This is a genomic window from Streptomyces sp. CBMA152 (genome assembly GCF_014596475.1).
Classification (GTDB): domain Bacteria; phylum Actinomycetota; class Actinomycetes; order Streptomycetales; family Streptomycetaceae; genus Streptomyces.
In genome coordinates this window covers 416,281-428,848 of sequence record NZ_MECJ01000033.1, presented here as the reverse complement: position 1 = coordinate 428,848, position 12,568 = coordinate 416,281, and the positions used below count along the sequence as shown (strand labels likewise).

General features: G+C 73.2%; 8 protein-coding genes. 7 read left to right on the top strand and 1 reads right to left on the bottom strand.

The features are described 5' to 3' along the window. Positions 1–63 precede the first annotated feature (63 nt). From BG418_RS34955 to BG418_RS34945, 3 genes are all read left to right on the top strand, one after another. Entirely contained in the window at positions 64–1,050 is a 987-nt protein-coding gene (locus tag BG418_RS34955) for a hypothetical protein (RefSeq protein WP_188278076.1), read from the top strand. Positions 1,051–1,181: 131 nt separating this feature from the next. Further along, positions 1,182–1,958: a TIGR03936 family radical SAM-associated protein gene (locus BG418_RS34950; protein ID WP_188278075.1), complete on the top strand. Its 777-nt coding sequence runs from the start codon at positions 1,182–1,184 to the stop codon at positions 1,956–1,958. Between the two features lie 235 nt (positions 1,959–2,193). Beyond that, the gene (locus BG418_RS34945) at positions 2,194–6,156 is read left to right on the top strand and encodes an Rne/Rng family ribonuclease (protein WP_188278074.1); all 3,963 of its coding nucleotides are present in this window, start codon (positions 2,194–2,196) and stop codon (positions 6,154–6,156) included. 73 nt (positions 6,157–6,229) lie between these two features. Here BG418_RS34945 and BG418_RS34940 read toward each other — a convergent pair whose 3' ends face one another. Then, positions 6,230–8,053 (bottom strand): hypothetical protein, encoded by a 1,824-nt coding sequence (locus tag BG418_RS34940; protein WP_223185827.1) that lies wholly within the window; start codon positions 8,051–8,053, stop codon positions 6,230–6,232. A 317-nt stretch (positions 8,054–8,370) separates the two neighbouring features. Here BG418_RS34940 and rplU point away from each other — a divergent pair, with 317 nt between their 5' ends. From rplU to BG418_RS34920, 4 genes are all read left to right on the top strand, one after another. Beyond that, entirely contained in the window at positions 8,371–8,691 is a 321-nt protein-coding gene (gene rplU / locus BG418_RS34935) for a 50S ribosomal protein L21 (RefSeq protein WP_015033583.1), read from the top strand. Positions 8,692–8,705: 14 nt separating this feature from the next. Beyond that, entirely contained in the window at positions 8,706–8,960 is a 255-nt protein-coding gene (gene rpmA, locus BG418_RS34930; protein ID WP_049715810.1) for a 50S ribosomal protein L27, read from the top strand. A 114-nt stretch (positions 8,961–9,074) separates the two neighbouring features. After that, positions 9,075–10,514 (top strand): GTPase ObgE, encoded by a 1,440-nt coding sequence (gene obgE / locus BG418_RS34925; RefSeq protein ID WP_188278073.1) that lies wholly within the window; start codon positions 9,075–9,077, stop codon positions 10,512–10,514. A gap of 302 nt (positions 10,515–10,816) precedes the next feature. Further along, entirely contained in the window at positions 10,817–12,553 is a 1,737-nt protein-coding gene (locus BG418_RS34920; RefSeq protein WP_188278072.1) for a stealth family protein, read from the top strand. Positions 12,554–12,568 lie beyond the last annotated feature (15 nt).

Genomic DNA, 12,568 nt, shown 5'->3' with positions numbered 1-12,568 from the left:
CCGCTCGATCACGGAAGGCCCCGCACCGCAACGGTGCGGGGCCTTTGCCGCGTCTTGACGTTCATGGAACTCCAGCAGCAGCCGCCGAGGCAGCCCGAGGGCTGTCTGACCGTGGCGATCCGCATCCCCGTACGGATCGTCGTCCTGGTCCTGGTCGTGCCGGTCCGCATGATCTGGGACGTCCTGGCGGCCGCGGCCCGCGCCCTCCACCGCACGGCCCTGCGCCCCCTGGGCCGCGCGCTGTCCTGGCTGGGCCACACGCTGATCGTGCTCCCGCTCACGTATCTGGGCCGTGGACTGGCATGGACGGGGCGGGTGTTGGTGGTCGTGCCGGTGGCTTGGCTGTGGCGGTGGCTGGTAGTGCCGCTGTGGCGGTACGGCGTGGCCGCTCCGGCGAACTGGGTCTACCGGTACGTCCTCACTCCGCTGGGCCACGGCGTCGCCTGGCTCGCCGCCGGAGGGTGGACGGGTCTCTCGTGGGTGGCGCGGGGCATCGGCGTGGTCCTGTCCGTGATCGGAACCGCCCTCGTTCGGGTGGGTTTGATCTTGATTGTGGTACCTGTCGGGTGGTTCTGGCGGCGGGTACTGACGCCCGTCGGACGCGGGATCGCGGTCGTCGCGCGGGAGGTCGGGGCGGCGTTCGGGCACGCCTGGCGGATCGCCGGGCAGGTTTCGCGGGCCGTCGGGCGCGGCCTGAAGTGGCTCGGGTGGCAGCTGGTCGGGCGGCCCGTGCGCTGGGTGTGGCGGACCCTGTGCGCGCCGGTGCTGCACTGGGTGCGGGACACCCTGTGGGCCCCGGCGGCCCGGGCCGCGGCCGTCGCGGGACGGGCCGCGCGCGGGGCGCTGGGCGCGGCCGGACGCACCGCGCGCGAGGCGCTCGCCTCGGCCCGGGACACCGTGCGCCAGGCCCGCGCGGATGCCTGGCGGGCGCTGGTGGGCGGGCCGCCCCGGGAACCGGTACCGCATCCGGCGCGTACTCTGGGTCGTACAACTACTGCCTCCGACGCGGTGCCCGCCCCCGAGATCTCCCTGCGTAAAACGGAGGGATGAGCCGGGCGGCGCGCGGGCTGTGACGGAGGGCCCCCACAGGACAGGTGGGCGGCGCCCACCGCGCCCGCCCCGCACGAGGAGAAGAACCACTGGGCAAGCGACAGCCCGAAGGCCCGCCGCCCGCACCTGCGGTGCAGCGCATCCGACTGCGCTACACCAAGCGCGGCCGCCTCCGGTTCACCAGCCACCGCGACTTCCAGCGCGCCTTCGAGCGCGCGCTGCGCCGCGCCGAGGTGCCCATGGCGTACTCGGCGGGCTTCACCCCGCACCCCAAGGTCTCGTACGCGAACGCGGCCCCCACCGGTACCGGCTCCGAGGCCGAGTACCTGGAGATCGCGCTCACCGAGCACCGCGACCCGGCGACGCTGCGCGAGCTGCTCGACGAGTCGCTGCCCGCCGGGCTCGACATCACCGACGCGGTCGAGGCCCGCACCTCCGGCCTCGCCGACCGGCTGACCGCCTCCGTCTGGGAGCTGCGGCTCGAAGGCGTGGCCGTCGACGACGCCCAGAAGGCCGTCGAGACGTTCCTGGCCGCCGAGACCGTCGAGGTCCAGCGCCGGACGAAGAACGGTATGCGCACCTTCGACACGCGCGGCGCGGTCGTCGAGCTCCAGGCGCTTCCACAGGCTGATAGGCCGGTGGACAAGCCCTGTGCGATACTGCGCCTGGTGGTACGGCACCTGACACCTGCCGTGCGACCCGACGACGTCCTGTCCGGTCTCCGAGCTGTGGCCGACCTGGCGCCGCCGGTCCCCGCAGCGGTGACCAGGCTGGCGCAGGGGCTCTTCGACGAGGAGTCCGGCACGGTGACCGACCCGCTCGCGCCCGACCGCGAGGCAGCCCCGGCCGCTCCACCCAAGGCCGCCGGGACCACCTCTGCGACGGCGCCGGAAGGTCCAGCCGCGTAAGGGCAGTCGTTGTAGCGCAGCCCTGGTACTCGGGAGCCACCTGGGTCGGGCCGCGCACTGACCAGGAGACTTTCGCCAGGCCGTGCGTACATCGCGGACGGAACCGGCGAGCCGGACATACAGCTCCCGTGCGGCGCCCGCGCCCCGGACGACGGCACCCGCGCACATCACGCGGTCGTGCCGCCGGACCGGACCAAGGCGCGGCGCCCGGGAGCGTGACGGGAGCTACGCCCGCATGCTTGAGAACGAGAAGAACGAACCCGGCGTGACCGGGGACGACAACAGCCCCAGCGACACGCTGCCGCCGCGCCGCAGGCGCCGCGCGGCGTCGCGGCCCGCCGGTCCGCCGGGTGCCGCCACCGGCGACGCCCCCGAGGCGACGACCGAGCCGGCCCCCGTGGCCGAGCCCCCCGCAGCCGCTGCCGCCGCCGAGCCGGAGGCCGCTCCGGCGCGTACGCGCCGCCGCGCCACCCGTAAGGCCACCGCTCCGGCGGGTGCGCCCGTGGTCGAGGAGACCCCGGCCGCCGAAGCCGAGGCGCCCGCTGCCGCTGACGCCGAGCCGGAGGCCGCGCCCGCCCGGACGCGTCGCCGCGCCACCCGCAAGGTGACCGCGCCCGCCGCCGAGCAGGCCCCCGAGGCCGTCGAGGCCGCTCCGGTCGTCGATGCCGAGGCCGAAGCCGAAGAGGCCGAGCCCGCCGCTCCGGCGCGTACCCGCCGTCGTGCCACCCGTAAGGCCACGGCTACGGCCGGTGCGCCCAAGGCCGCCGAGGAGGCCGTGGAGGTCGTCGAGGCCGCCCCGGTCGCCGTCGAGGAGGAAGAGGCCGAGCCGGTCGTCGAGGCCGCCCCGGCCCGGACCCGCCGCCGTGCCACCCGTAAGGCCACCGCGCCCGCCGGTGCCCCGGTCGTCGAGGAGGCCCCGGGCGCCCTCGGTGCGCCGGCCGCCGTCGCCGCCGAGGACCCGGTCGCCTCCCCGGCCGAGGAGGCCGCTGTCGTGGCCGCCGCCGAGGAGCCCGCCGCGCCTGCCCGCACCCGCCGCCGTGCGACCCGTAAGGCCACGGCTCCGGCCGGTGCGCCCAAGGCCGCCGAGGAGATCGTCGAGGCCCCCGTGGCCGAGGCCGTCGTCGAGGCCGAGGTCGTCGTCGAGGAGCCCGTCGAGGACGAGGCGCCGCGTGGGCGCACCCGTCGCCGTGCCACCCGTAAGGCCACCGCGCCGCAGTTCACGCCGGCCGCCGCCGAGGCCGCCCCGGCGAAGGAGCCGCAGGCCGAGGAGGCCGCCGAGGCGCCGGTCGGCCGGTCGCGCCGTCGCGCCACCCGCCCCGCCGTCGCCGTCTTCCAGGCGCCGGTCTTCCACGAGCCGATGTTCCAGACCCCGGAGACCGCCGCGGCCGCCGCCGCGCACGCCGTCGTCGAGGTCGAGGACGAGACGGAGGCCGAGGAGGAGGCCGTCGTCGTCGAGCAGGCCGAGCCGCAGGGCCCCGCGCGCCGTCGCCGCCGCCGTCGCGGCGAGCCCGCCGAGGCCGCCCCCGAGCCGCAGGCCCCCGTGGCCGAGGCCGAAGAGGCCGAGGTCGAGGAGGAGGCCGAGGAGGCCGCCGAGGAGCACGAGGACGACCGTCCCTCGCGCCGCCGCCGCCGTGGTGGCCGCCGCCGTCGCCGGGGCGAGTCTGCCGGTGGCGAGGGCGAAGAGGGCGCCGAGGAGGCGGAGTCCGAGGAGTCCGCCGAGGCCGAGGGCTACGAGGACGAGGACGAGGAGGCCGACGGCACCCCGTCCGCCGCCGGGACCAGCAGCAGCCGTCGCCGTCGCCGGCGCCGTCGCCGCAGCGGTGACGGTGGCGACCACGAGGCCGGTACGGGCGGGGACGACCCGGAGCGTACGGTCGTCAAGGTCCGTGAGCCGCGCCCGGCCCGCGAGAAGGCCGAGCCGTCCGACGAGGTGCAGTCCATCAAGGGCTCGACCCGTCTGGAGGCCAAGAAGCAGCGCCGCCGCGAGGGGCGCGAGCAGGGCCGCCGCCGGGTGCCGATCATCACCGAGGCGGAGTTCCTGGCGCGCCGCGAGGCCGTCGAGCGCGTGATGGTCGTCCGCCAGAGCGGCGAGCGCACCCAGATCGGCGTCCTTGAGGACAACGTGCTCGTCGAGCACTACGTCAACAAGGAGCAGGCCACCTCGTACGTCGGCAACGTCTACCTGGGCAAGGTCCAGAACGTGCTGCCGTCGATGGAGGCCGCCTTCGTCGACATCGGCAAGGGCCGCAACGCCGTCCTGTACGCCGGTGAGGTCAACTTCGAGGCGCTCGGCATGGCCAACGGTCCGCGCCGCATCGAGGCCGCGCTCAAGTCCGGCCAGTCGGTCCTGGTGCAGGTCACCAAGGACCCGATCGGCCACAAGGGCGCCCGCCTGACCAGCCAGGTCTCGCTGCCCGGCCGCTACCTGGTGTACGTGCCCGAGGGCTCGATGACCGGCATCAGCCGCAAGCTGCCCGACACCGAGCGCGCGCGTCTGAAGACCATCCTCAAGAAGATCGTCCCCGAGGACGCGGGCGTCATCGTGCGCACCGCCGCCGAGGGCGCGAGCGAGGACGAGCTGCGCCGCGACGTCGAGCGTCTGCAGGCGCAGTGGCAGGACATCCAGAAGAAGTCCAAGCAGATCTCGACCTCCGCGCCGAGCCTGCTGTACGGCGAGCCGGACATGACCGTCCGCGTCGTGCGCGACATCTTCAACGAGGACTTCTCCAAGGTCATCGTCAGCGGTGACGAGGCGTGGGAGACCATCCACGGTTACGTCTCGCACGTCGCCCCGGACCTCACGGACCGGCTGTCGAAGTGGACCTCCGAGGTCGACGTCTTCGCCACGTACCGGATCGACGAGCAGCTGATGAAGGCGCTGGACCGCAAGGTCTGGCTGCCCAGTGGCGGTTCGCTGGTGATCGACAAGACCGAGGCGATGATCGTCGTCGACGTCAACACCGGCAAGTTCACCGGCCAGGGCGGCAACCTGGAGGAGACCGTCACCAGGAACAACCTGGAGGCGGCCGAGGAGATCGTGCGCCAGCTGCGGCTGCGCGACCTCGGTGGCATCGTCGTCATCGACTTCATCGACATGGTCCTGGAGTCCAACCGGGACCTGGTGCTGCGGCGCCTGCTCGAATGCCTGGGCCGCGACCGTACGAAGCACCAGGTCGCCGAGGTGACCTCGCTCGGCCTGGTCCAGATGACCCGCAAGCGGGTCGGCCAGGGTCTGCTTGAGTCGTTCTCCGAGACCTGCGTCCACTGCAACGGGCGCGGTGTGATCGTGCACATGGAGCAGCCGACCTCGGTCGGTGGCGGCGGCAACGGCAAGCGCTCGAAGAAGCGCGGCCGGGGCGGCGCCGGTGAGCACGAGCACGGCCACGAGGCGCACGAGCACGAGGTCGTCGAGGCCGAGGCCGAGGGCGAGTTCGTCGAGACCGAGGCGGAGGTGGCGGCCGAGGTCGCGACTCCGGTCGCGCTCGCCGAGCCCGAGTTCGTCCCGGACGAGGAGCTGTACAGCAGCGCGGCCGAGGCGGAGGCCGCTGCCCGTGGTGGCCGTTCTCGCCGCCGGGCGACCCGCAAGGCGTCGGCTCCGGCCGGTGCGCCGCGCCGGGCCGCCGAGCCGGTCGTCGAGGCCGAGCCGGTCGCGGAGCCCGTGGCCGAGGTCGAGCCGGAGCCGAAGGCCGTCACGGTCGCGTCGTTCATCGAGGACGAGGCGCCGCGTGGGCGCACCCGTCGCCGGGCCACCCGCAAGGCGACCGCTCCGGCGGGCTCGCCGGTCGCGGCCGAGCCGGTCGTGGTGGCGGAGCCCGAGGTCGTCGTGGTCGAGCCGGTCGCGGAGCCTGTGGTGGCCGAGCCCGTCGTCGAGGAGGCGCTCGTCGCCGCCGCGCCGCGTGCCCGTCGCCGGGTGACCCGTAAGGCCACCGCGCCCGCCGGTTCGCCCTCGGGCGCGCAGGAGGCCGCGGTGCTCGTGGTCGAGTCCGCCCCGGTGGCCGAGCCGGTCGTCGTCGCGGAGGAGGTCGCCGAGGAGGCGGCCCCGGCCAAGAAGACGGCCCGCAAGGCCGCCAAGAAGGCCCCCGCGAAGAAGGCGGCCGCCAAGAAGACGGCGGCCAAGAAGACCGTGGCGAAGAAGACGACCGCGAAGAAGGCGGCGTCCAAGAAGTCCGCCGCGGAGTCGGCCCCGGCCGACAGCTGAGCGGTGCGTAGGTAGTACGGCGAAGGCCCGGTCCCGGGATTCCGGGGCCGGGCCTTCGGCGTTCACCGATGCGTTACGCGCGTCGGCCGCGCCAGGCCGTACGCAACTGGCTCGTCAGGTACAGCGACGCCAGGGTCGGGATTGTGGCGCGGTACGGGTCCGGGGTTGTCCAGGCGTACGCCGACGCGGGGAGCAGGATCGTCAGGGCCGCCAGGCGCAGGTGCCACCAGCGGCGGGGGCGGGGGATCGGGAGCGTCGGGGTGCCCAGGTCCGTGGACAGGGAGTCGCGGATGCCGCGCAACACACCCCGGCGGGCCAGGAGTTGGGCGCCCGGGGCGGTGCTCAGGACCTCGTCGCGCTCGCCGAAGCCGGGCGGCAGCGGCGGCAGGCCGAGGGCTGCCAGGACGTCGGCCTGGCGGCGGGCGGGGGAGTCCGCGCCCCGCAGCAGCGTCACCAGCGGCCGCGCGTCCGGCACCAAGAACGCCGCCGCGAGGGCCTGCGCGGTCGCGGCGGCCGCCGTGTGGTCGGTGACCGGGGCCGCCGGGTCCCACTGGTGCGCGGCGGTCTCCCGGCCCTTCTGCAGCAGCGTGAGGCCGTACCGCGACTCGGTGCGGCGCAGCACCAGCGCGGGCCACTTCTCGCCCGTGGTGAAGCTGTCGGCGGCGGCCGTGAGCCGGTCGTCACCGGCCAGCGCCGCGCGCCGCCCGGGCGAGGGGTCCGGGACGAGCTCGACGTAACTCATCCCCGTCCGCGCGGGCGCGATCCGCAGCGAGACGCCGCACATCAGCGCGGCCTCGGCGACCTGGTGCGGCGGGGCCGCGGCTATCGCCAGCGAGCGCAGCGCGGAGCTCGCGGGCCGTGTGGCGCCGGGCCGGGTGGCGGGCCGCCGGGGCCGGGAGAAGAACGGTGTACGGGAGGCGAGCTGCATCCGTACGCCCGAGCGCAGCTCCACGAACTCGGTGCGTGGCTCGCCCAGATACGCCCACGGATACGTCCGCGCCCGCACCCCGATCGCCCGGAACACATCGAGGGCCTCGGCCCAGCGCTCGTGCAGGATCAGCATCAGGACGAGGTGGTTGCGGAAGTCCGCGGCCTCCGGGTCGCCCGGCTCGTACCAGGCGGACAGCTCCAGGGCCCGTTCCACCGCCGCGTCGATGCGGGGGCGCTCGATCGGGCTCTGGCGGGCCGGATCGTCCGAGGCGACCACGTACTCGACGGCCGCGAGCAGCGGCAGCGCGTGCAGCTTGGAGCCGGGCAGCGCGCTCTCGGCGGCCCGCTCGGCGAACGCGAACATCTCGACGTGCGAGCCGTACCACTTCTCGGAGAGGTACTGAAGCGCCGCCGCGTGGCAGCCGTAGTGGTGCGGGGAGCGGGCGGTGGCCTCCGCCCAGTAGGCGTCGAACACCTCGCGGGTGGCCTGGCTGCCCCGGGCGTGGGTGAGCGCGATCTGCCACGGCACCGGGTCGGTCGGGTTGAGCCGGGCGGCGGCGGAGGCGACCGGCACGGCGTCGCCGAGCAGCGCGAAGAACGCCTGGAACCGCTCGGGCCCCACGTCCTTGGCCCGCGCCGCGCTGCGCACCTCCCACGCCTGGTGGACGCAGAGCTCGGCCTTGACCAGCACCGCGTCGGGGTCCTCGGGCGACTCGGTGAGCCAGGCGTCCAGCCAGTGCGGGCTGTGCAGGGCGGCCGCGGCGAGCTGGGCCACATACGTACTGCGGCGCTCCCACTCCGCGCCGAGGCGGGTCCCGGCGAGCAGGGCGGCGGCGGGGCCGTGGTCCCCGGCGTGCACGGCGGCCAGCGCGTCGCGCATCGGGCCGTCCGGGGCGTCCAGCGTGACGGCCTCGTCGGGCGGCAGGTCCGCGCCCACGGACGAGCCGTGGCGGAGCATGCGGGGCATGGAGAGCAACGAACGCAAGGACACGAGTGTTCATTGAATCAGGGACGCCCGCGCGGGTTACCACGGGTCCGCCGCCCGCCCCCTTTCGCTACCCCTCTCCTCAGCCTCCGTCCGACCCCGGTTTGACCCCTCGCGGCCACCCCCGTAACCTTGACCCTCGGCGTGTTTCCATGCGCGCCCGCCTCTGAGCACCTCCCTCCCGGCGATCATTCGTGGTTGCGGGGAGAGGCCGCTCGTCCATTCCGGATCATCACGGGTTCGCCCGTGTGACGCGGCTGGCTTCAGGGGTTTCCGTTCCGAGCGAGAGAGAGATCCGCGTGTACGCCATCGTGCGCAGCGGTGGTCGCCAGCACAAGGTTGCTGTCGGCGACATCGTTGAGGTTGACAAGATTTCCACTGCCAAGGTTGGCGACACGGTCGAGCTCTCGACCCTGCTCGTTGTCGACGGCGACGCTGTCACCAGCGACCCGTGGGTGCTGGCCGGCATCAAGGTCACGGCCGAGGTCGTGGACCACCACAAGGGTGCCAAGATCGACATCCTTCGGTACAAGAACAAGACCGGTTACCGCCGTCGCCAGGGCCACCGCCAGCAGTACACGGCGATCAAGGTCACCGGCATCCCCGCGGCTGCGAAGTAAGGGACTGAGGAGACATGGCACACAAGAAGGGCGCATCGTCCACCCGGAACGGTCGCGACTCCAACGCTCAGCGGCTCGGTGTGAAGCGCTTCGGCGGTCAGACCGTCAACGCCGGTGAGATCCTGGTCCGCCAGCGTGGCACCCACTTCCACCCGGGCGCCGGTGTCGGCCGCGGTGGCGACGACACGCTGTTCGCCCTGCAGGCCGGCGCGGTGCAGTTCGGCACCCACCGTGGCCGCAAGGTCGTGAACATCGTTCCGGTCGCCTGACCGGTTCTCTCGTGAGGCGGACCTCACTTCCCGTACGGATGCCGTACGGGAAGCGGGTCCGCCTTTCGCGTGTTACAGAAGAGACATTCCCGTACGTTCTGGAGGCAAGTAACCATGACCACCTTCGTGGACCGCGTCGAGCTGCACGTCGCCGCGGGTAACGGAGGCCACGGCTGCGCCTCCGTACACCGGGAGAAGTTCAAGCCGCTCGGCGGTCCCGACGGTGGCAACGGCGGCCGTGGCGGCGATGTCATCCTGGTCGTCGACCAGGCCGTGACCACGCTCCTCGACTACCACCACAGCCCGCACCGCAAGGCCACCAACGGTGCGCCCGGCGAGGGCGGCAACCGGTCCGGCAAGGACGGCCAGGACCTGGTCCTGCCGGTCCCGGACGGCACCGTCGTCCTCGACAAGGACGGCAACGTGCTCGCCGACCTGGTCGGCCACGGCACCACGTTCATCGCGGGCCAGGGCGGCCGAGGCGGCCTCGGCAACGCGGCGCTCGCCTCCGCCCGGCGCAAGGCCCCCGGCTTCGCGCTGCTCGGCGAGCCGGGCGAGGCCCGTGACGTGGTCATGGAGCTCAAGACCGTCGCCGACGTGGCCCTGGTCGGCTACCCGAGCGCGGGCAAGTCCTCCCTCATCTCCGTGCTGTCGGCCGCCAAGCCGAAGATCGCGGACTACCCGTTCACGACGCTGGTCCCGAACCTCGGCGTGGTGACCGCGGGCTCCACCGTCTACACCATCGCGGACGTCCCCGGCCTCATCCCGGGAGCCAGCCAGGGCAAGGGCCTGGGCCTGGAGTTCCTGCGCCACGTCGAGCGCTGCTCGGTGCTCGTGCACGTGCTGGACACCGCGACGCTGGAGTCCGACCGCGACCCCGTCTCCGACCTCGACGTCATCGAGGAGGAGCTCGCGCAGTACGGCGGCCTGGACGACCGGCCCCGCATCGTCGTGCTCAACAAGATCGACATCCCGGACGGCCAGGACCTCGCGGAGATGATCCGCGGAGACCTGGAGAAGCGCGGCTACAAGGTCTTCGAGGTCTCGGCCGTCGCCCGTACGGGCCTGAAGGAGCTCTCCTTCGCGCTCGCCGAGATCGTGGCCCAGGCGCGTGCCGCCAAGCCCGTCCAGGAGGCCACCCGCATCGTGATCCGCCCCAAGGCGGTCGACGACGCGGGCTTCACGGTCACCTACGACGAGGCCGCCGAGGTCTACCGGGTGCGCGGCGAGAAGCCGGAGCGCTGGGTGCGCCAGACCGACTTCAACAACGACGAGGCCGTCGGCTACCTCGCCGACCGCCTCAACCGCCTCGGCGTCGAGGACAAGCTGATGAAGGCCGGTGCCCGCGCGGGCGACGGCGTCGCCATCGGCTCCGAGGACAACGCGGTCGTCTTCGACTGGGAGCCGACGATGATGGCGGGCGCGGAGATGCTCGGCCGCCGTGGCGAGGACCACCGCCTGGAGGCCCCCCGCCCCGCCGCCCAGCGCCGCCGCGACCGCGACGCGGAGCGCGACGAGGCCCAGCAGGAGTTCGACGACTTCAACCCGTTCTAGCCGGTCGGCTCGGCTCGGCAGCGGGTGGGTTGCCCAAGAGGGCCGTCTGCGGATCGTGCTGGGTTGCTCGCACAGTTCCCCGCGCCCCTTTAATGGGCCCTTCGGGCCCTCCTAGGGGCGCGGGGAACTGCGCGACAAGCCCCCACCGGCCCGCAGACGACGAACCTGGCCGCCCGCCAAGGGCTTCAGGGAAGGGGCGGGGTGGGGGTAAAACCCCGCGTCCGGCGGCGCACACCCCGGCGGCATACTGGACACGTTCAGCAAACGTACGATGTCCACCGAACGTCAAGGAGCAGCCCCCCGTGCGTAATCCCGAGGCACCGAGACTGCTGGGGGTCTACCGGCGCGCCGTGCCCGAGAGCGTCCGCAAGGCGATCGTCTCGCAGGTCGACGCGGACATGCGGCGCCGTGTGAAGATGCGCATCGCGGGCGGCGCGGCCGTCGCCGAGAAGATGCGGGCCGCCCGCGTCACCAAGCGCTACCAGAGCCTCGCCGCCGGGGACGACCGCGCGGTCGTGCACGTCGGCAAGGACCCCAAGGTCGCCCTCGTCATCCCCGGGGTCACCCCGCTCCAGGCGCGCCGCGCCAACCTCGACACCGTGCTGCGCGCCCTGCACGCCGCCGGTCTCGACCACTTCTGCGTACGCGGCCGCTCCGACACCGCCGCCGCCGTAGCCGTCCGCGAGGACGACCGCACCGCCGTACTGAAGGTGCTCGAAGCGCTCTGCGGCGACCAGCCCGGCTACGTCACCCACGTCAAGGGCAACAACCCGGTCCCCGAGACCTCCCTTCCGGGGTACGAGGACGCCACCTGGAAGCGGTTCAAGAGCGCCGGGACCGTACGCGTCACCTGGTACCGCACGGACCCCACGCACCGCCTCGTCCTCGGCAACACCTACGGCTGCGACGTCGAGTTCTGGCACGAGGAGGACGGCGAGCTGGTGCCGCCGCGCGTCGGCAAGCTCGCCGAGAGCCTGCCCGCCGAGGGGCCCGCCGCCGTCGTCTCCGAGGCGTACTTCACCCACCTCGCCCCGCGCCAGGCCCCCGACGCTGCCCTGGTCCGCACTCGCGCCGAGTTCGCCATCCACCCCACCGACGAGATCACCTTCCCGATCGACGTCGTGTACACCTGGGTGAACGGCGCCGACCCCGCCTGGCTGCGCCGCCGCGCCCAGTTCGCGGGCGAGACCTACCACGCCGAGTCCGCCAACGCCGCGCGCTATCTGAGCCGCGACGAGCTGCGCTACTCGCTGCGCTCGCTGCACATGTACGCACCCTGGGTGCGCAACGTCTACCTCGTCACCGACGACCAGACCCCCGACTGGCTGGACACCACCCGGCCCGGCATCAAGGTCGTCAGCCACAAGGAGATCTTCCGCGACCCGGGCCTGCTGCCCACCTTCAACTCGCACGCCATCGAGAGCCAGCTCCACCACATCGACGGCCTTGCCGAGCACTTCCTGTACTTCAACGACGACGTGATGCTGGGCAACGAGGTCACCCCGCAGGACTTCTTCCTCTCCAGCGGCCTCACCAAGTTCTTCCCGTCGCCCGCGCTCGTCCCGCTGGGCGCGCGCAGCCCCGAGGACCCGCCGGTCGCGGCCGCCGGAAAGAACAACCGCCGGCTGATCGAGGAGCGGTACGGGGCGGTGGTCGTGCAGAAGATGAAGCACATGCCGCACCCGCTGCGCCGCAGCCTGCTCACCGAGATCGAGACGGAGTTCGAGCCGGAGTACCGCTACACCGAGGCGAGCCGGTTCCGCTCCGAGGACGACATCTCCATCTCCTCCTCGCTGCACCACTACTACGCGTACCACACGCAGCGCGCCCTGCCCTCCGAACTCCCGTACACCTACCTGGACTTGACGCACCCGTGGACCGAGACGCGGCTCGGCCGGCTGCTCGCCAACCGGGACAAGACGGTGTTCTGCGTCAACGACACGGTCTCCACGGAGTCGGACGTGCATGAGCAGAAGGACCTGATCACGCCGTTCCTGGACGCGTACTTCCCGGTCCCGAGCCCGTTCGAGAAGCGGTAACAGACGTAAAGAGAT